We start from the raw sequence: 19,825 nt of genomic DNA on the forward strand, positions 1-19,825 counted from the left end.
ACTTAACGCTCATTTACCTACTTTATATAGTTTTAGCAAATAACCTAAGACATTACTATCACTACGTTTTCTAAAATTTTTAGGTAGAGTTAAATGAACCAATATGCGCGCAGCGCTCATTTTCATGAATATATGCGCAAAGAACCGTTTGACGACTCAATTGACTATTATATTTATCCAATCTCAATGACTAGTTTTCGCTCTAAGCCGAACTTTGCAAAAATGCCATGAGCGGACAGTTTTAGAAAATTAATTGCTTGTATCCACTATAAGCCACCAGCTAGGTCCAAGAAATTTCCTGTCGAGAATGACGACTTTTCTGAAGCTAGCCAATAGATAGCTTCGGCAACCTCTTCAGGTTCCCCGCCTCTTTTAAGTGGAATGATATTTTTTAATCTTTCGATACGTTCAGGCTCCCCACCATCGGTATGCATATCAGTGTGAATTAATCCTGGTCGTACGCAATTCACACGAATACCTTCAGCTGCAACCTCTAAGGATAAACCTTTAGTTAACGTATCAATTGCTCCTTTCGATGCTGCATAATCAATATATTCATTGGGAGAACCAGAACGAGATGCTCCTGAAGACACATTAACAATAACACCGCCAAAACCACCATTGCGAGTAGACATGCGCTTTACAGCCTCTCGACTGCATAAAAAGTAACTAGTGACATTGTTTATGAGTATTGAATTTATTCTGTCAGCAGTCATATCCTCTAAACGTGATTGCTTTTTTAAGATACCAGCATTATTTACTAATATTGTAAGCTTACCTAACTCTTTATCCACAGTTGAAAACATTCGAGTTACGTCATTTTCGCAAGAGACATCAGCTTGCACAGTAATGCACTTACCACCTTGTGCGATTATTGTTTCTGCTAGTTTATTAGCTGATTTTAAATTTGATTTATAGTTGATACATACAGCATAACCTTTACTAGCAAATAGTAGTGCTGTTGCAGCTCCAATTCCACGTCCAGCTCCTGTAATTATTGCTACTTTTTGAGAGCTCATAAATACCCTTGTTCACTTGAGTTAGGGCAATGCATAACGCCCGCTTCCACATAACACCGTTACCACCTAGAACCAACGTATGATAAACATATCACGCATTGGCTGCCCCTACCGAGGCGTCTGTTATTCTACCTTTTCGCCATTGGATGGCTTGGGTTTAATTGAAGAAGATCCCACAAATTCCCATACAAGTCTTCAAAAACAGCTACCGTGCCATAGTCTTCTTCTGTTGGTTCGCGGACGAAGTTAATACCAATCGATTTCATACGATTAAAGTCACGCCAGAAGTCATCAGTATTTAGGAACAGGAATACTCGGCCGCCTGATTGATTACCAATGAAGTCATGCTGCTCTGGCTTCGAAGCTCTAGCAAGTAATAACGTAACACCATGAGAATTTGGTGGAGCTACAACCACCCAACGTTTGTCTTGTTCAGGTTGATGAGTATCTTCAATAAGTTCAAATTTGAGTTTGTTTACATAAAAATCAATTGCTTCATCATAATCTTTTACAACTAAAGCGATATGGACAATATTCTGTTTCATAGTATTCCTTTTTGAAGATTTCAACCTTTAGTATAACAGCCTAGTCAGGGATCCTTTCCTCAAAAAGCGCTCACTGTCGTCAGTCATTTTTACTGGCAAACGATTATCAACCATAAAATTGTAAAAACGAAAAAGCCAATGGGGTCAAATATTGACTTCAGACATAAAAATTCTTAAATGACCGCCTCTCGCTCAAATAAGACCCCGAAAAATTGCTCATACAGCTATCTAGGTTAACGCTTTCAAAAAACAGAATATATTTCCGATAACTACCTTTGAAGCCCTAGAAACGGAAGTTTACTCCCGTTTTATACTTTAAGATTATAAGCCAGTGTCTAGTAAAAGCTGGGAAGTCTACATCGAACACATCTGTATTAGTACTCATCCGAAGGTATGGAATCCAGTTTGCAACCTTCCGATGATAGCGACTAAGCCTATTGCCATTACCACACCTATAAGAAGCACTCCGAAAACAAGACACACATAGAGCAATGTCCAAGCTCTGGTAGTTTTTGACCCCGCCTGCTCTTCGGAAGTCTTATCGGAACATCGGTAGATTTGACTCAAACTTCTTTCCACCCCAAAAACGATGCCACCGATCACTCCAAAAAGCAGTGCGACCGCGAAAGTGAGGACCCGATACTCCGCATTAGCAAAGCCATCACACAAAAGAATAGCGCCGTTGGTCCAAGCTAATACAGTGCAACCCCATGAAGTAAGTTGATAAACAATTGTTAGTCTTTGGGTCATTAATTACTCATTTTTTTGGATTGTCTGCCTAACGCTGCGTTAAGTGGTGAAGAACGCCAACCACCATACCTAACCCACTATATCTTAAACACTAAATTAAACTTGAACTGAGATCGCCAAGTGTTGTGAATCCGCCTTAACGCTTTGTTATGGCGATTTACTTTAGACTTGCTTGGATTATCAGTAACTCAATTTCATGGTCCGATGTATTAACCAAACCATGGGTGCCAAAACGTTTATTAACTATCATATCTCCTGAGGCCACTTTTCTGTCCTCTCCTTCAATGGTCATAGTGCCTTCACCTTTCAAAATAATGTACATTTCTTCGTCATCTCCGTGAGAATGCTCTCCCATAGAACTTCCAGGTGGCATAACGACACGGATGGCAAAATCCCAAGCACCATCGAAATCTTTACGTCTGAATGCACGATAGATATCTATTGAACCTTGTCCATCATGGCTATTTTCGTCGACTTCTTTATCGCAAGTGTAGAAATTACGTATCATCTTTTCCGAATTCCTTTTTGATTATTTTCCACAGTTCAACTGAGCGCCATAACAACTTTATCAGAGGGTACTTTCCCTATAATGGCGCGAAAAGTCCTTATTTTATGAACTTATATTAATAGCAAATATTGTAAGCTATTGCCAAATATAAACATTATGCTTTCTGTAGTTTATATAAACATGTAAAAAAAGGAACGTTTCCACTTATTCTTACTCGGTTAATGACGGCTCACCTGAAAAATCGGTTATCGCTCTAAGCGGCACTTCAATCACAACAAAATTTGCTTAGCATCTATCAAACAATGGCAAGCTTACCTTTCCTTCTATTTACAGTAACAATAATTAAAATTGATTAGACTATGCGAGTAAAAGCCTTTTTAGATGAACCAGTCGTTAATAACTTAAAACACATAAGAGTTATTAAGCTAAATAATTTTTTATAAAAATTCAGTAAAATTTTTTTTCCAGATTATACTTTTTTATTATTGCTGTAATTTTGGACAACTATGTTAAACAATTATTCTGTGCGTACCCGTTTAGCAGTGCTTGCATTGCTACCAATTATGATTTTTTTAATTACATCGTTTTTTTCAATAAACACAATGGGAAGGTTAGTAGCAGGGATTGATAGTTTATACGACGACCGTGTCGTACCACTTAAACAAATTAAACATGTGTCAGATAATTACGCTGTAAATATTGTTGATTTACTTCACAAGTATCGTGCTGACTCTATTACCAAGTCAGAACTCTTAGCAAATGTTAATGAGGCTAGAAATACGGCTGATAATGAATGGAAAGCTTACTTAAGCACACAGTTAACAGCTGAAGAAAAGCGCTTGGTAGATAACGTTGAAAATAAACTAAAGCCTGTGCTCGTGCATTTGAATAATTTAATTGTAAGTATTAATAGTGGTGAATTTTTATCACTACCACAAAATCAATTTGTTTATGAGCTTTACCAACTCTTTGATCCGCTTAGTGCCAGTTACCAGGCTTTGATTGATTTGCAGCTTAAAGAAGCGAGTGACTTTAGAGTTAAAGCTGATGAAAATTATCAATTTATAAAATTTATAATGAGTGTGACAATCGCGATATTAATTTTACTTCTACTGATTGTTGCCTACTTTATTTACTGCTCGATACAAAACCCATTAATGTCATTACGCGATACCATAACGGATATTGCAACCAATGCTGATTTAACAGCTCGTGCTAAGGTTCAGGGTAAAGATGAGATTGCAGATACCGCATCTAACTTTAATGATATGTTACTTCGGATCCAAGGTTTAGTAAAAGATATGGCAGGCGCAACACTAACACTTGCTTCGGCAGCTGAAGAAATGAACTCTATTAGTATTCAAGTAGCCAGTACAGCAACCCAGCAAGAGCAACAATCAGCTATGATTGCAACTGCAATTACCCAAATGAGTAGTGCAATAGAACAAGTTGCTCAAAACGCGCAAATAACCTCTGATAAAGCCACAAGTGCTGATATAAAAGCAGGCCAAGGTCAGCAAGCTGTTGCTGATAATATCGAGTCAATAAATACACTTTCAACTTTGGTTAATACAAATACGCAGCTTATTACAGATCTAAATACACAAACCAATGATATAAACCAAGTTGTGATGATGATCCAAAGTGTTGCTGAGCAAACTAACTTGTTAGCCTTAAACGCAGCCATTGAAGCAGCAAGAGCTGGCGACTCAGGTCGAGGTTTTGCCGTTGTAGCCGATGAGGTAAGACAACTTGCTCACAATACTCAAAAAGCAACCGCTAGCATTAATGAAATGATCACAAAACTACAAGGCATGGCTCAGCAAGCTGTTAATGCGATGGGTAACGCTGAAAGCAGCGCTAAAGAGAGTGTCGACCATGCTAATTATTCTTCACAGGTACTCAGCGAAATTAACCAAGAAGTTACCGAAATTGCAGATATGAATACTCAAATATCAACCGCAACTCAGGAGCAAAAAATGGTCGCAAATGAACTAAGCAGCAATATTAATGAGTTTAGCGCGAGTATTACTTCTGTTAGCGAAAGCTCACAACAAAATGCTCAAGCTTCGCAAGAACTCGCACAGCTTGCGGCAATGCTACAAGGACAAGTTAATGTATTTAAAGTTTAGGTGCTTTAATTTTGAGGCATATTAGCGCTTATACTTTAAATAAAAACCTTATATGCCATCATTTAAATGATGGCAAATTGGTTACTTTAAGCGCTAGTTTTATTAGACAATATAGTTATCCAATCACTGGGGTTTGAAAGTATAAACTGATATGAGCTGCCATCTTGCGTGAAAACCTCTATTGCATCAGCCGTTATTGGAATAAGGCCTGCGCCTTTACCTTTACATTCAACCACTTTTAAAATTGTATCACGGGCAATTGTATATGGTTCTAACCCTAACTTTTCATTAAAAGGTTCAAAATTTAAGTCGGTTTGCGTAATCCAAAACTTTCCGTCCGCTTTCATGACTCCATTTTGAATGGTTGCCGTAGTTGATTTAACAATTGTTGATTGCATATTTAAATTCCTTTACACGTGCATATAATTTCAAATTGTTCAACTTCCTTCTGTTTATTATTACAGCTAACTTGATAGCCAAAAGCAAGTTTATTTGTGCACTAACGCCACAAAGCCACCTTTTAAATTTAAAAGTTACCCGCATATATTTACCTGCTTTAAACTTTGTGGAATAATCGCTGCCCTCTTAGGGGAGTAGCCCGCTCAGTAATGAGTAAACTTATCAACATAATTGCACCTCATGTGCATGGTAAGTTTGTAATGTTGTAGCAAGCGTTATCGGCGAGACCTAGGTAGACACTATCCTCATGGCGGGAGATAGCTGTTTGCCTTGGTTTAGTATTCCCGCCTGAAGATTATATTAATGGATATTTTTTTAACCTCTACCGTCACTGTTGCCCTTGCTGAAATAGGCGATAAAACCCAGCTTTTATCTTTACTATTAGCTGCTCGCTTTCATAATAAAATTGCACTTATTTTAGGCATTCTCGCTGCTACTATTATTAATCATGGTTTATCTGCATGGTTTGGTGATTGGCTAAGCGGGAACTTTGCCGTCGAATACTTACCTTGGATAGTCAATATAAGCTTTATTGTGGTAGGGCTGTGGCTACTTATTCCAGATAAAGATGAAGATGTGAGCCATAAATACGACCGCTATGGTGCATTTTTAGTGGCCTTAATCTTATTTTTTATTGCTGAAATTGGGGACAAAACACAAATTGCAACCGTGTTACTCGGTGCACAATATCAATCAGTACTTTGGGTTACGCTGGGTACTACAGTAGGCATGTTAATTGCCAATGTCCCTGTTATTTATGCCGGTAAGGCGTTACTAAAAAGAATTCCATTAAATACCGTAAGAGCGATAGCAGCCACTGTGTTTGTATTACTTGGTGTTTATGGCTTAGTAACCATTATGTAATTAAGTAACCTGTATTTTGGATAATAAGTCTTTTAGTCAGCGTTCAGGTTAAGTCATTTACAACAAAAAACGCTTACCTAAAGTAGGTAAGCGTTAAAAAAGCATTAGCACATATCATAAATAGAAATAAGCGAGCTATTATGCTCGGTTAATGCAATAACACCCTTTTGTATCGGCAATTAACAATGATGAGTTAAAACCAGCTTGTAGATTACTTATCATGATCTCTACAAACCCGCTACCTTGAGAGCATGCCAGCCCTTCAGATAAAGGCCCTGCATAAACAAACTCACCATTTTTATCAATTAAAACCGCGGCTGGTGTAGCCGGAACCACTGACTTTAGTTGGCTATTGAGTTTAAATGTTTGTACCTCAACGCCCTGATTTTTCGCAAACCGCTGTAAAGATGATAGGTGTGGTTTAGCTTGTATAGTACATCCACATTTATCTTCTGTAATAATAAGTAGTTGAGCACTATCTTTGTTTTGCCAAACCACCTGTTCTTTAAATTGCGAAAACCAATTGTGTCGTTCCAGCATTTTATTTTCATCAAAAGGCTTTAATTGGCCAAGTTGAAAATACACTAAACCCGAAACAACAACGACAAGCCACACACCAATTAAAGCAACAATAAAATAGCGCTTATTAGTTAAATTTTGCAATGCTTTGCTCTAACACATCAATACTCACATCAATCATTTGTACCTTGGCGGTAAGTTGATCAACAATTTTTCCGTCTTCTTGTTGGCGTTGACGCATTTGATCTGTGCTTATTGCAATTTGCTCGGTATTGCCTGCCTGCTCAGCAACTACTTGTGCAACCGAATTAGAGCTTGTGGATACAGCCTGTATCTGCTCGCTCATTGACGAGATATTCTCTTTCATAGTGGCACTAATTTTCGTAAGATCTACAACAAAATCAACACATTGATTCATAGATTGTGTTGAAGTGCGGCTGTTATTCACTAAATCTGTTAACGTAGATGCTATTTTTGCTGTTGTTTTCTGGCTGTTATTCGCTAAAGAACGAACCTCATCTGCAACGACAGCAAAACCACGACCATGCTCGCCCGCTCTGGCTGCTTCAATTGCAGCATTGAGTGCTAGCAAGTTAGTTTGATCCGCTATACCTGATATTTCATTCAACAAACCTGTAATTACATCACCAGCTGCCACCAAATGACTTAGCTGCTCTTCTGTATTGGTTAGTAATGTGAGCAACTCCTTGCTCTTACTGTCTGTTTGTAATACTTCTTGCAAAGCTACATGAGCAGAATCGGTGATATTGCTAACTTGCTGCTTTAAAATATCACTCTCTTGCTCAACCAGTTTAAAACCGTGGGCTACTTGTGAACCTGAATTGGCAATATCATCGGTTTGTATATTTCGGTGCTTAGCACTGTCTGCCAGCTCATCATGCACATTTATAAGTTCTTGAGAATTATTTTTTAATGAATCGGATTGAGTTTGAACCTGTTTTATAACATCCGACAAGTATTCTAGTAGCGTGTTAAAGCCTACTACTGCACTGCTATTGGTATCATCAGCTCGCATTGAGAGCTTTACTTGCTCTGGATCTTGCATTATTTGCTCAGTGGCATGGCTTAACGACAAACCTGCACGACGTTCGCGTTGTAATGTTACTGCAATAAAACCAGCAACAAGGGCTTCTACAATGGCATAAGCTGCGTGAATAAGCACAGTTGAAAAAGCGAGTCGGTCGGGGTCAAATACATAAAACCCCGTGTTTTGCGTTTGTAAATAGTAAAAAGATAAATGATGAACAGCAACAAATACAATCGCCGTAATAAATACTCGCCACTCAACAAACATTATTAACATGGCTAAGAAAATAAATATTTCAAAATGCACTTCAATAAGCCCATAAGCTTGTTGAATATGCAAAAATGAAAACATCATAATAGCGGCAGCTACCACGTGCGGTGTAATTTTATTCTCAGGTTGGGTTTTTAATAACCATATAGGGAGCAAGCACAGGGGCAAGCCGACCAAAAACGCCTCTGTTAATGTATCAAAATAAAGGCCTATACCAATAGACTCGACAAACAATAAACAGAATATGATTGTAAACAATCGGCTCACACTAGACATAAAAACCTTAATTAATTTTGTAATAAATTAAACACGCTTATTGCTAATATAACCCTTAACAACTCGCAATTTTTTATTTTAAATCAAGCCCAGCATTACTAATTCAGGTTGATTTAAAAATGTTTTTAATGCGCTACTTAACAATTGATAGTATTTGTTTAAAAGTAGACGTCCCTGCTTTTTTTGTCCATTGAAATATTATTGTCTCTGCACATGATACTACTGCACCGGCTTGACGAAGCTGCTCAACCGCAATGGCTTTATGATCTGCATTTCTTGAGGCTATTGCATCTGTAGCAACAGTTACTGCATAACCTTGTTGTAGTAAATCTAAACAGGTTTGTAATACACAAACATGTGCTTCTGTACCAATAACAACCACATGAGGGCGCTGTAATTGCGAAAGAGTATCTAAAAACCCCTCTTCGGCGCAGGCACTAAAATTTATTTTTTCGATATATTGCGCGTTTGGTAAAGCTTGCTTAATTTTCTCATCACTTTCACCTAGTCCTTTTTTATAATGCTCTGTAATTATTGAAGGAATTTGATGAATAGCACTTGCATTTGCAAGCTGTAAAGCACACTCTAAGGTCGTATTAAATGAAGATATAGCTGGTGCTAGTTTGCTTTGTAAGTCGATTACTAAAAGTACGCTGTGCTCTGAGTTGATATTTTCTCTAAAATTCATTTGTAGTCCTTTCATTTTAGTTAAATTGACTTTTAACACCCACAAGCGGGCAACAATTAATTCACACTTATAGTGCTTTTTGTAATTTTTAAATTAAACTCATGTTATATTACAGCAATTCTAAATACCAACCTTGGCAATTAAAAAAGGTAAGTGCTTTTGAGTAAGTTTTTCTTCGTTGTTTACATATTTTTATTAGTTTGCATGCAGCAGAGCTTTGCCTCACAAACTTACTCTGAACAATTACAACGCGTATCCAAAAACGAACAATTGGCGCAAAGCTTTGTTGTAAAATCTGTCCAAGATGATATTGGCTATGTGTGGATTGCAACTACACAGGGGCTATTTCGGTTCGACGGCTATCAAGTTACGCCTTACGAAAACCAAACAGATTTAAAAAACAACTACATTATTAATATGTACAAAACCAATAACGGTAGCATACTTGTAAGCACACAACTTGCAGGTAGCTATTTAATTGATCCAAGTAGCTTAAAGGCTAAACAAATATACTCAGGTCATTTAAACCAAGACCAAGAAAAATACTCTCCCGTTATTGCAGTGGTTGAGGAGCTTACACACTTTTATTTTTCTATTGATTCGCACGTATACCGGTTTGATAAAAAATCAAAACAATTAACACTCGTCGCATCTTTGCCTGATGAAAATATGTTTATCCGTGCATTGTCACTTTATCAAAACACCTTATATATAGGTTCCGATCAGGGCCTGTATAACTACAGTTTTATCAATAACGAACTCCAACAAACAACACTTAGCGACACACAAAAAGTTACTAACGATAGTAACAACGTAAAATTTTTATCAGTAGACCAAGAATTTGGGTTGCTAGTTGGTACGGTTGAGGGAATGTATCGGATTGCTTTTGATGAAAATAAAAATATAAATCCTACTGCAGTATCAACACTTATTAGTGACTATAATATTTGGGATTATGTCAACACACCCTATGGTGAGTTTATTGCTACAGAAAGTGGTTTATTTGAGTTTGATAGAGCAACCTTAAAGCTCACTGCTATTTTAAACTTCAAAGATAGTAGCTACAACATTACAGAAAACACCATCAACGATATTATGTTTGATGAATCCGGTTTGTTATGGCTTGGCTCACGAACTCACGGGGTATTAACGTGGGCAGCACAAACTAAGAAGTTTAAAAGAATTACACTGCCTGAAAATAATATTGTAAATGTTATATATCAAGATACGCAGCAATTGCTCTGGATAGGCACTGATGATGGACTTGTTCGTTATAACTCAAAAACGAAAACGAGTGATTTATTTTTACAATCTAAAGATAATAAAGCAGCTTATGGTTTATCTGCAATTGGTGATATTTTTCCTGCCAACAATAAAGGTGAGAACTATCTTTGGCTAGCTACTTTTTTTGGACTCGAGCTTTTTAACAAAGAAACGGGAACATTTGAACAAAACAAATTTATCACCGAGCATAATCTAAATACTGACTATTTATTTGGTATTACTCAGGTAGCGCCCGATAAGTTTGCTTATATCAATAATGATAACTTTTATATATTTGACGGTAACTCTGGTGAAAATAGAGTTATAAAAGGCTTAAAAGAGCTTGTATCGCCCTTACAAGCTTACGCATTCCATACCCCTTCAACGATGTTCCCTGGCGAGCTACTTTTAAGTACCTCTGACACTTTTTATAGGTATAACGAAGCAACGGGCACTTTAACTGCTATTTTTAAATCTAAAACGGCAAAAAAGAACCTGTACCATACGGTCGAGAATTATTACTACGATGCAAAACGAGAACTACTGTGGTTAGCTACAACACAAGAAGGCTTAATTGCCGTTAACGCTGAAACATACGAGCAAGTTCATACTTTTAATAAAAACAATTCATTAAATACTAACTCTATTTTTGAGCTTATTGCCGATGATAATGATTTTTTATGGGTTAGTTCTGACAACGGACTGTATAAACTTAATTTAGATTCATTAAACGTAACAACTTATACAATAAAAGATGGCCTAAGTAGCAATCATTTTACTGCACTTGCAGCACTTAAATTGCAAAATAATGAACTCGTGTTTGGTAATCGTAGCGGTGTACTTCAGTTTGACCCCGATCAATTTAAGAGTAAACAACAAAACACCCAAAGCAAGTTAGCAATTACCAATATCAATTTATTTTCAGAGACGCTCAATTATACACCTGAAAAATATCGTAATGAACCGTTAAAACTAAAGCATGATGATATGGGGTTAACGGTTCGGTTTTCTAATTTTGACTATAAAAATATAAGTAAGACCTTCTACCGAGTAGAGCTTACTGGCCCCTCATCATTGAGCTATAACGATTTAAAATCTAACCAGGTGTTTTTTACTAAATTACAACCTGGTGATTATGTATTATCAGTATCAACTCAGCAGCGTAATGGAGTCGTTACTAGCGAACCTGTAAGGCTTAAATTTAGCGTCGCCTATGCACCTTGGCAGTCTCCTCTCGCTTATGCATGCTACTTCCTTGCTGTGACCATAATTCTGTTTTTATTTTTTTGGCAATACCGTAGCCGTAAAATAGCAATTGAGCGCGCCCACCGTGCAGCTATTCACTCTAAAACTCAAACTGAGCTCGCACTAAAAAGCAATAAAAGTGGTGTTTGGAACTATAGCTTTGCAGACAATACTGTAAACACAGCTAGAGGTATGGAGTTAGGCTTTGAAGACTTGCCTGAGCGCATTAATATACAAAGCTTTTTTAATATTATGCATCCTGATGAGCGCCGCAGAATACAAAGCAAGTGGGATACATTTATAAAACAGACTCAGTCGCAAGACTGGCAAGCGACTTACCGGTTACGCCATAAAGATGGTCATTGGTTGTGGTTTCATGACTTAGGGCAAATTATTTATAATCAAGACACTAAAAAGCCTGAATATGTATCTGGTATTTTTACTAATATTACTGAGCAGTTAGCAAACGAACAGCAAGCAAAAATACTCGGTGAAGCATTTAGCCAAATCAATGACTTTTTACTTATCCTAGACGAAAATCTAATGCCTTTTTCAGCTAATAATAGCTTTATGGAGGTATTTTCTGATGATGGTGATGAGGGAGCTGTTACCTCAGAGCTATTTATCAAAGCCATTGGGCAAACCAAATGTAAAGAATTTGCAGCCACATTAAAGGCACTGCAACCCAAAGAGAATTGGCGAACAAATGCCTATGTTAATACTACAAAAGCACAGCAGCATCCTATTCATTTAAGTGCCACAGCTGTCGCTAATGAAGAAGGTAAAGTTGGCTATTATGTTATTGTTATAACAGATTTAACCGAACAAAAGCGTGCTGAGAATGAGCTACGTTATTTGGCCAACTATGATGCGTTAACCGGGCTACCTAATCGTAGTTTAATGAATCAAAAAATTGAAAATGCCATTACAAAAGCCGCTAAAAACGACTTGCAATGTGCGGTTATATTTATAGATTTAGATAAGTTCAAACCTGTAAATGATTCGTTTGGACATGCCGTGGGCGATAAATTACTGTGCAACATTACCGAGCGAGTTGGCTTATATCTGGGCGACCATGCGACCTTTGGCCGTCAAAGTGGTGATGAATTTTTAGTATTAATCGAGAACATTACTTCTATGTCTTCACTGCAGCATACACTTAACGAAATGAGTAGTGAGCTGGCAAGTAAAGTTATTATTGAAGACTTTTCTATTAATATATCTGCCAGCATTGGTATTGCCTTGTACCCCCATGATGCAAACTCAACAGATGCCTTAATACGTAATGCAGATATCGCTATGATGCATGCAAAACAAGCAGGGCGAAATGGATTTCAGTTCTTTAATGAAAAAATGAATGAGCAAATCAAACAAAAGCTTATCCTTGAAAATGACTTAAAAGACGCAGCAAAAGATAATCAGTTTTTTAACCATTACCAGCCAGTAGTTAATACAAAAGATAAAACAATAAGTGGTGTTGAATTATTGATGCGCTGGGAAAACCAAGGAAAACTAATCTCTCCGGCTTTATTTATACCGGTAGCAGAAGAAACAGGCTTAATTGATATGCTTACTGAGCAAGCATTGCAACGTGCAATTACAGAGCTTGCGCCTATTCTTAGCGTTAACCCACTGTTTTATATTTCGTTAAATGTATCACCAAAACATATTTTAAAGGCTAATATAACCCAGCGACTGAGCGCTATACTTGAAAAAGCCAACATCAAGCCACAGCAAATACGTCTTGAAATTACAGAAAACACGCTGTTAGAAGATAAGCACAAAGCAGCTAAACAACTTAAAAGTCTTCAAGCTGCAGGGTTTAAGCTGTTTCTAGATGATTTTGGTACTGGCTATTCATCACTCACTTATTTGAGCCAATTTCCAATTAACGTAATAAAAATTGACCAAAGTTTTGTAAATAGTATCGGCATAGATAAAGGTGACGAATCGATTATTAAAACAATTTACTCGCTTGCTGAAAACTTAGAGCTATATTGTATTGCTGAAGGGGTAGAGACGCGGGAGCAACTAGATTTTTTAACGAACATAGGTTGTCATAAGCTACAGGGCTACTACTTCGCACGTCCTATGAGTGCTAGCGATTTAATGAGCCCTGCATGCTTTGAAAAGATTATTAATTTAATATAAACCTAAAAACAGCTTAACCAAGTCGCTTTTAGGTTAATTTATTAATGTATGTGCTTGCATTCATAGCTTTCGATTTGAAGAACACTATTACGTACATTAAATTTATCTGCAAGCAGTTTGATTACTTTTAAGCGACACTCTTCATCATGCTTTTCTATAGTGCAATGCTGCTTTAACACCACATGAGCCCCCACTATCACCTTTTTATTTTTACGAACAACAGTCACATTGTGCACATTTGCTACATGCTCCATAGTCGTTATTTCTGTTTCGATATCAGCAACATCAGGTAACTTCGCTTTATTCGAATGCAGCCCTTTGATACAGCTAACAATGACCTTAATACCCGTAAACAATACAAATGATGCAATTAACATACTCGATAAAATATCAATTACATTCCAGCCTGTTATATAAATGAGTACACCGGCAGCAAAAGTAGAGACCGTTGATATTAAATCAAAAAACGAATGTAAAAATACCGCATACACATTAATACTAGCCTTACGGCCTTTATACAGCACCCATGCTGCCGCACCATGAAATAAAAAACCAATAGCAGCAATCACCGACATTAAATAACTATTTATAACCAACTCATGCCCACCTTTATGATGCATAAAGCGCTCAGCTCCCTCATACAAAATAAGTAAACTAATGGCTAGATAGAGAATTCCGTTGATCAGACCACCGATTAATTCAGCTTTTTGGTGACCGTCGTTGTAAGTTTTAGCCAGATGAATAGCGAAGCTTGAGGCAATAAGTGCTATAAATAGCGAACTGTTATGAACAAATAAGTGGCCTGCATCAGCAAGAACAGCCAGTGAATTAGCATAATAAGCACCTATAAGCTGAATAACCATAAACGAACAGGTAATTGCAAGTGCAATTAATAGACGGCGACGGGAGGCGTGATGTGTAGTTATTTCTGTCATGAAATATAAAAGGCCTTTACTGAAAACGAAGTAAGCTCATGAAATAAAGCAAATTGGGAAATACGTAATGATATACAATCACAATTGTAATACGTAGGCCAAATAAACGCACTAAAAACTTAGTAAAATACAAAAAACTGTACTAAAAATAACTAAGCGGATACAAAAATAATAATTAATTCATAAATATGGGTAGTTTTCATATTTTAATGCGGAGAAACAAGTGAGCCATGACTCAAACAATACAATTTGGCAGATTTTTAATCTAATTAATTTAGCCGTTATTGCTTATGATAATAAAACGCATCACTACACGTTAAACCAACATGCTAAAACACTACTTAATATAAATAGTGATGACGCTGTTAGTAACGATGTTTTTAATAATATTACTCTTCGCGACTTTAATGATGATACGGTGATAACCATTGAGCAATTATTTTCATCAAATATCACAGCAGTTTTATTAGAGTGTGAATTTTCGCCGCAGCTTTTAAATGTTAATCATTCAATAGTTAATGACTCTGTGTCTATGATCACTTTAGAGCAAGATCGTACAATTACAGAACAATATAACTTTGATCAAATTATCTCTAAAATTTCTACCAAACTTATTGATATACAAAATGACAATATAGACCAGCAAATTAACTTTGCCCTTAAAGCCATTGGCACTGTACTGAAGGCAGACCGCAGTTATTTATTTGAATTCAACACCGACAACGAAACTATCACCAATACTCACGAATGGGTCAATACGGGTATTATCGCTTGCAAAGACAGACTACAAAATGTACCCAAAGTTGAGCTACCCTACTTTTTTGAAATAATGAATGAGAGCCATCTATTTCAAGTGAATGATATTGAACAATTACCAACAAAAGCCGACGCTGAAAAAGCTGAATTTAAAGAGCAAAATATTCAATCTGTTCTGTGCATAGGCCTACGTTTTGATGAAGAGCTAGTAGGCTTTATTGGTTGTGATTGTGTTAAAACAAAACGTAATTGGAGCAAAATAGATTTAATTAGAATAAAGCTCGTAGGCGAAATCATTAATAATGCACTTAAAAATATTAACTATAAAAAAAAGCTACAGTTAACCCAACAGCAATTAATTAACGCCAATATAAAGCTCAATAAATTAGCGAATACCGATGCGCTAACTAATATTGCTAATCGCCGTTTTTTTGATGCTACACTCAAAAGTGAAATTAAACGCTGCGCAAGGCATAACCAACCCGTTAGCTTAATTATATGTGATATCGACTTTTTCAAACGCTATAACGATAATTATGGTCACCAAAAAGGGGATGACGCATTAAAACAAGTAGCAAGCGCATTAAGCGGTTTATGTAAGCGTGAGGGAGATTTAGCAGCTCGATACGGAGGCGAAGAGTTTGCCATAATTTTACCCTTCACTGGGCTAGAGCAATGCGAGCACTTTACGACATTAATACAGCAAAAAATTAAATCTCTGAAAATTGCACATGATTATTCAAGTGTGAGTAATAAACTAACAATAAGCATAGGATATACTACTTGCTTAGTAACTAAAGCATCCACAAGTGAAACGCTTATAAAAGTAGCAGATAAAGCTCTTTATTTAGCAAAAGATTCAGGACGTAATAAAGCATGTACTTTTGAAGAATAAACAATCATAAATGAGCAGGTGTTTCTGCTATTCCTTTAACGGGTACTGTGATAATAAAAAGACCTCCACTGTAAGGAAACTGTTCTAGTGCCTCTTTATCTAAACCAGTGCGGGCTGTAGTTACGGCTATCGTATCTAAATCATCTCCCATAAAGGTAAGGCTCGTTACTCTTGGAGCTGGTAATTTATAAAACTGAACATATTTTCCTTGTGGTGAGAAACGATAAAGTCCAGAACCATTCCATGATGCAACCCATAAGTGGTTATCATTATCGACTGTCATACCATCGGGAAAACCCATTGCCTCGTCAAATTTTATAAATTCTCGCTTGTTGCTAAGCTCACCTTGTTCACTTAAATCAAATTGATAGATAGTTCTGGTGGATGATTCTGTTGAATATAAGATGCGTCCATTTTTACTTATTGCAGGTCCATTACTGATCATATAATTACTGTCAACAATTGTTGGTGCCTGTTGATGACCAAAACGATAAAGCGCTCCAGTGCTTTGTTGTTCATATTTATCCATGGTGCCAAAAAACACATATCCGTTTCTATCTGTTTTCGCATCATTTAAACGATTATTTATAGCAAGATTGGAAAGAGAGTAAAGCTCTATAGGTTGGAATGTGCTGTTATCAAGGTAATAAATACCGCGTTCAAAACCTGCGATCAAACGCTGTTCCGTAGTCTCCATAACCCAACAAATAGCTTGCTCCATCGGATATCGAGAAACAGTTTGCTGCTGAAGATCAAAACGGTAAAGCAACTTGTCTAAAATATCGACCCAAAATAAACATTTCCGTGATTCGCTGTAATATGGTCCTTCACCTAGTAAACATTGGCAAGGAATAATCATTTTAACCGAATTAACTTCCATTACTTAACCTAATACAGCTTGCGAGTTAATATCATCATCTTAACGTTGAAAGAAAATCAGTGCTAGACCTGAAAACGTTGCAACCACAATAATTAAAATTCGAATAGATTGCTCGTTGATTTTATTATTTAGAAAGTATGACAATCCCCAGCCAATTAGAATAGCTGGTAGGCATTTAATAAATAGAAGTAAGTCATTCGAGTCTGCTGTACCAGTAACCAGCAAAGCCGTAATACCAAACAGATTAATAAACACAAAGAAGATGCTTAAATTAGCTTTAATTTTATCTTTGTTTTGCGCTTGATAGAGTAGCCCCATCGGAGCGCCTCCTGCTGATGTGGTGGTGCCAATAAAACCAGATGCAAGTGATGCAAGTACATTAGAGATAAAAGTAAGCTTAGGCGACCAACCTGTGAGCGATAGCCCAACTGCAATTAATAAACAACACCCAAGTAAAATACGATACTGATGAGGGTCTACTTGCAACATAACACTCGCAGCAATTAATACCCCTACGGCGCCACCAAAAATTGAATATCCTGTGTGCTTTAAATCTATTGCACCGCGATGCTTAATAGCAAGAATAGAAGTGATCAACAAGGCATTTAAAATCATTGGTCCGGGTACTAACTCTGGCATAAGCCAGTATAAAATTGGCGCACACAATAACCCTAGTCCAAAACCAATAACGCACTGTAAGCATGCACCAATTATTAATATAAAATAAACTAATACGATATCGGGCAATGCGTTTCTACCTTATTCACTGGGTTAAACTACTTATCAGAAAAGATTATTCTAATATTATAATATGATTGAGGTTAGGTAAATTTTTTTCTTTAACTTTAAGTCCAACCGGCATCAACAACTAATGATTGTGCAGTCATCATTTTACTATCATCTGCGGCTAAGAAAAGAGCCGCATTAACAATATCATCGGCCTGCAATGTTTCATTTATACATTGATTATGTCTTACATCTTCGATCATTTCGGGAGTTAACCAATGGGTTATTTGCCGTTCAGTCATAACCCACCCTGGCACTAACGTATTAATACGAATATTATCTTTACCATAAGTCGCAGCTAATGAGCGAGTTAACCCTTCAATTCCTGCTTTAGCGGTCGTATAAGCCGGCATGCCCGTTTGCTTAATACGCCAGCTCACTGAGCCCATATTAATAATGCTACCACCACCAATTCGTTGCATTTGCGGAGCTACGGCCTGCGCCGAAAAAAAACAAGGCCGTAAGTTAACGGCTAACTTATCATCCCAGTATTCAACACTCATGCTATCGGCAACATGGCGAGTATCGTCAGCAGCATTGTTTATCAATACACTGATCTCCCCTTGTGTTTTGCCCGTCGTTTTGATGGCAGCTTTTAACTGTTCTATCTCTCGAATATCACAATATATGAACTTAGGGTCATAACAATATTGACCGGCAACTGAGTCACATAGTTGCCTTCCTTGCTCTTTTGCTATATCAACAAAGGTTACTTTTGCACCTTGTTCACAAAAACGTTTTACCATGACTTCGCCGATCCCTGTTGCACCGCCGGTAATAAAAACACTTTTACCAGCGAGGCTTGGATAACTTGTTGTGTGTGTTGTTGAGACTGGCATGATTTCCTTAAGTATTAAGATAATTCATTAATAAATGTGATTATTTTGATGCGTTTTGTGACTCTTTTTCTGCAATTTCTTTTTCAATAAATGACATTGCTTCATCAATCATGTAGGTCATCATGTTTTTAGCCCGCTCAGCCTCACCATTTAATATGGCTTGATACACTTTAAAGTGTTCATCAGCAATGGCCTTCTTGCTTCCTTTTGCGGGTGTTGTGTGTTGAATACTTACATTTAATGCCGTACGGATGAAATCACGTAATTGAAAGAAAAAACGGTTTCCGCTAGCAAATAAAATAGCGGTATGAAACGCTAAATCTGCCTCATGAATTTCACCATCAGGTGCATCAGCAGCTGCTTGCATTTTTTCTAGCGCAACAGCAATCTCTGCAATAGCATCTTTATCTGCTCGTTTTGCTGCTAACGCCGCAGCTTGTGGTTCTATCGCCAAGCGTACCTGTAAAAACTCTTTTAACACATAAAGAGTTGGACTACTCTCAAGAAGCCATTTTAAAACGCTGGTATCGTATAAATTCCAAGTATTAGCAGGCTCTACACGTATTCCTTGACGAGGACGTGACGATATAAGACCTTTTGCTGCAAGCATTTTAACTGCTTCACGAACAGCAGTACGACTAATGCCATACTCTTCACATAACTTTGCTTCGGTTGGTAAACCCGTTTCAGCTGTATAATGACCATTAATAATGGCTTTACCCAACTCATTGGTTACCTGTTGCGACAAATTTAAATTTTCAATGCGTGCCATAAACAGTTCCTTTAAAAATACTTATTGTATGATACTACTATAAATTTACCGCGTCATCAGGCAAATATTTTACAATTTTCCTGCATATTATTTTATCTTTGCTTTAATTCTGAATTATAAAAACACAGAAGTTAAAACGACCATCAATTTTTAACAAATTTCTTTCATTTAACAAATTTGTATTATAATATTTTTATCACACACAAATTACCCGAAAGTTACTTT

16 protein-coding genes and 1 riboswitch are annotated in these 19,825 nt (G+C 37.0%); of the genes, 4 read left to right on the forward strand and 12 right to left on the reverse strand.

Annotated features, from left to right (window positions below; genetic code table 11):
• Positions 1 to 266: 266 nt before the first annotated feature.
• The 3 genes from ACNSN3_RS15850 to ACNSN3_RS15860 form a co-directional block, all read right to left on the reverse strand.
• Complete coding sequence (locus ACNSN3_RS15850) at positions 267 to 1,019, reverse strand: SDR family oxidoreductase (protein ID WP_054201290.1); 753 nt, start codon at positions 1,017 to 1,019, stop codon at positions 267 to 269.
• A gap of 128 nt (positions 1,020 to 1,147) precedes the next feature.
• Positions 1,148 to 1,564, reverse strand: coding sequence for a VOC family protein (locus tag ACNSN3_RS15855; RefSeq protein WP_054201291.1), 417 nt, complete (start codon positions 1,562 to 1,564; stop codon positions 1,148 to 1,150).
• A gap of 907 nt (positions 1,565 to 2,471) precedes the next feature.
• Positions 2,472 to 2,822 (reverse strand): cupin domain-containing protein, encoded by a 351-nt coding sequence (locus ACNSN3_RS15860; protein WP_138570178.1) that lies wholly within the window; start codon positions 2,820 to 2,822, stop codon positions 2,472 to 2,474.
• 506 nt (positions 2,823 to 3,328) lie between these two features.
• Here ACNSN3_RS15860 and ACNSN3_RS15865 point away from each other — a divergent pair.
• Positions 3,329 to 4,954, forward strand: a complete 1,626-nt coding sequence (locus ACNSN3_RS15865; RefSeq protein ID WP_075169945.1) for a methyl-accepting chemotaxis protein — start codon at positions 3,329 to 3,331, stop codon at positions 4,952 to 4,954.
• 86 nt (positions 4,955 to 5,040) lie between these two features.
• Here ACNSN3_RS15865 and ACNSN3_RS15870 read toward each other — a convergent pair whose 3' ends face one another.
• Positions 5,041 to 5,352 carry a hypothetical protein gene (locus ACNSN3_RS15870; RefSeq protein ID WP_418609529.1) on the reverse strand — a complete coding sequence of 104 codons (312 nt, stop codon included), beginning with the start codon at positions 5,350 to 5,352 and terminating at the stop codon, positions 5,041 to 5,043.
• 178 nt (positions 5,353 to 5,530) lie between these two features.
• Positions 5,531 to 5,632: riboswitch (yybP-ykoY riboswitch) on the forward strand.
• Positions 5,633 to 5,716: 84 nt separating this feature from the next.
• Between ACNSN3_RS15870 and ACNSN3_RS15875 the strand changes: the two genes are divergently transcribed.
• Complete coding sequence (locus ACNSN3_RS15875; protein WP_418609531.1) at positions 5,717 to 6,277, forward strand: TMEM165/GDT1 family protein; 561 nt, start codon at positions 5,717 to 5,719, stop codon at positions 6,275 to 6,277.
• A 138-nt stretch (positions 6,278 to 6,415) separates the two neighbouring features.
• On the opposite strand, the gene ACNSN3_RS15880 is transcribed toward ACNSN3_RS15875, so the two are convergent.
• From ACNSN3_RS15880 to ACNSN3_RS15890, 3 genes are all read right to left on the reverse strand, one after another.
• Positions 6,416 to 6,940, reverse strand: a complete 525-nt coding sequence (locus tag ACNSN3_RS15880; RefSeq protein ID WP_010389166.1) for a DUF6436 domain-containing protein — start codon at positions 6,938 to 6,940, stop codon at positions 6,416 to 6,418.
• Positions 6,924 to 8,390: a methyl-accepting chemotaxis protein gene (locus tag ACNSN3_RS15885; protein WP_054201296.1), complete on the reverse strand. Its 1,467-nt coding sequence runs from the start codon at positions 8,388 to 8,390 to the stop codon at positions 6,924 to 6,926. Before ACNSN3_RS15885 ends, ACNSN3_RS15880 begins: the two co-directional genes overlap by 17 nt.
• Positions 8,391 to 8,523: 133 nt before the next feature.
• On the reverse strand, positions 8,524 to 9,078 hold the full coding sequence (locus tag ACNSN3_RS15890) for an isochorismatase family protein (RefSeq protein WP_054201297.1): 555 nt from the start codon (positions 9,076 to 9,078) through the stop codon (positions 8,524 to 8,526).
• Positions 9,079 to 9,237: 159 nt separating this feature from the next.
• On the opposite strand from ACNSN3_RS15890, the gene ACNSN3_RS15895 reads away from it, so the two are divergent.
• Positions 9,238 to 13,737: an EAL domain-containing protein gene (locus ACNSN3_RS15895; RefSeq protein ID WP_418609534.1), complete on the forward strand. Its 4,500-nt coding sequence runs from the start codon at positions 9,238 to 9,240 to the stop codon at positions 13,735 to 13,737.
• A 41-nt stretch (positions 13,738 to 13,778) separates the two neighbouring features.
• On the opposite strand, the gene ACNSN3_RS15900 is transcribed toward ACNSN3_RS15895, so the two are convergent.
• Positions 13,779 to 14,672, reverse strand: coding sequence for a cation diffusion facilitator family transporter (locus tag ACNSN3_RS15900; RefSeq protein WP_010389173.1), 894 nt, complete (start codon positions 14,670 to 14,672; stop codon positions 13,779 to 13,781).
• Between the two features lie 223 nt (positions 14,673 to 14,895).
• On the opposite strand from ACNSN3_RS15900, the gene ACNSN3_RS15905 reads away from it, so the two are divergent.
• The gene (locus tag ACNSN3_RS15905) at positions 14,896 to 16,323 is read left to right on the forward strand and encodes a diguanylate cyclase domain-containing protein (RefSeq protein ID WP_418609536.1); all 1,428 of its coding nucleotides are present in this window, start codon (positions 14,896 to 14,898) and stop codon (positions 16,321 to 16,323) included.
• A 4-nt stretch (positions 16,324 to 16,327) separates the two neighbouring features.
• Here ACNSN3_RS15905 and ACNSN3_RS15910 read toward each other — a convergent pair whose 3' ends face one another.
• From ACNSN3_RS15910 to ACNSN3_RS15925, 4 genes are all read right to left on the reverse strand, one after another.
• On the reverse strand, positions 16,328 to 17,203 hold the full coding sequence (locus ACNSN3_RS15910; protein WP_054201300.1) for an SMP-30/gluconolactonase/LRE family protein: 876 nt from the start codon (positions 17,201 to 17,203) through the stop codon (positions 16,328 to 16,330).
• Positions 17,204 to 17,242: 39 nt separating this feature from the next.
• Positions 17,243 to 17,950, reverse strand: a complete 708-nt coding sequence (locus ACNSN3_RS15915; RefSeq protein WP_010389178.1) for a sulfite exporter TauE/SafE family protein — start codon at positions 17,948 to 17,950, stop codon at positions 17,243 to 17,245.
• Between the two features lie 98 nt (positions 17,951 to 18,048).
• Complete coding sequence (locus tag ACNSN3_RS15920) at positions 18,049 to 18,828, reverse strand: SDR family NAD(P)-dependent oxidoreductase (protein WP_033103086.1); 780 nt, start codon at positions 18,826 to 18,828, stop codon at positions 18,049 to 18,051.
• Between the two features lie 40 nt (positions 18,829 to 18,868).
• Complete coding sequence (locus tag ACNSN3_RS15925) at positions 18,869 to 19,600, reverse strand: FadR/GntR family transcriptional regulator (RefSeq protein ID WP_010389180.1); 732 nt, start codon at positions 19,598 to 19,600, stop codon at positions 18,869 to 18,871.
• Positions 19,601 to 19,825 lie beyond the last annotated feature (225 nt).

This window comes from Pseudoalteromonas sp. US3C1004, assembly GCF_048401065.1.
Classification (GTDB): Bacteria; Pseudomonadota; Gammaproteobacteria; order Enterobacterales; family Alteromonadaceae; genus Pseudoalteromonas; species Pseudoalteromonas undina.

Coding starts and splice junctions, on each gene's coding strand:
- ACNSN3_RS15865 (WP_075169945.1), top strand. CDS start 3,329: ATGTTAAACAATTATTCTGTGCGTACCCGTTTAGCAGTGCTTGCATTG.
- ACNSN3_RS15855 (WP_054201291.1), bottom strand. CDS start 1,564: ATGAAACAGAATATTGTCCATATCGCTTTAGTTGTAAAAGATTATGAT.
- ACNSN3_RS15875 (WP_418609531.1), top strand. CDS start 5,717: ATGGATATTTTTTTAACCTCTACCGTCACTGTTGCCCTTGCTGAAATA.
- ACNSN3_RS15920 (WP_033103086.1), bottom strand. CDS start 18,828: ATGCCAGTCTCAACAACACACACAACAAGTTATCCAAGCCTCGCTGGT.
- ACNSN3_RS15860 (WP_138570178.1), bottom strand. CDS start 2,822: ATGATACGTAATTTCTACACTTGCGATAAAGAAGTCGACGAAAATAGC.
- ACNSN3_RS15890 (WP_054201297.1), bottom strand. CDS start 9,078: ATGAATTTTAGAGAAAATATCAACTCAGAGCACAGCGTACTTTTAGTA.
- ACNSN3_RS15925 (WP_010389180.1), bottom strand. CDS start 19,600: ATGGCACGCATTGAAAATTTAAATTTGTCGCAACAGGTAACCAATGAG.
- ACNSN3_RS15870 (WP_418609529.1), bottom strand. CDS start 5,352: ATGCAATCAACAATTGTTAAATCAACTACGGCAACCATTCAAAATGGA.
- ACNSN3_RS15900 (WP_010389173.1), bottom strand. CDS start 14,672: ATGACAGAAATAACTACACATCACGCCTCCCGTCGCCGTCTATTAATT.
- ACNSN3_RS15850 (WP_054201290.1), bottom strand. CDS start 1,019: ATGAGCTCTCAAAAAGTAGCAATAATTACAGGAGCTGGACGTGGAATT.
- ACNSN3_RS15910 (WP_054201300.1), bottom strand. CDS start 17,203: ATGGAAGTTAATTCGGTTAAAATGATTATTCCTTGCCAATGTTTACTA.
- ACNSN3_RS15885 (WP_054201296.1), bottom strand. CDS start 8,390: ATGTCTAGTGTGAGCCGATTGTTTACAATCATATTCTGTTTATTGTTT.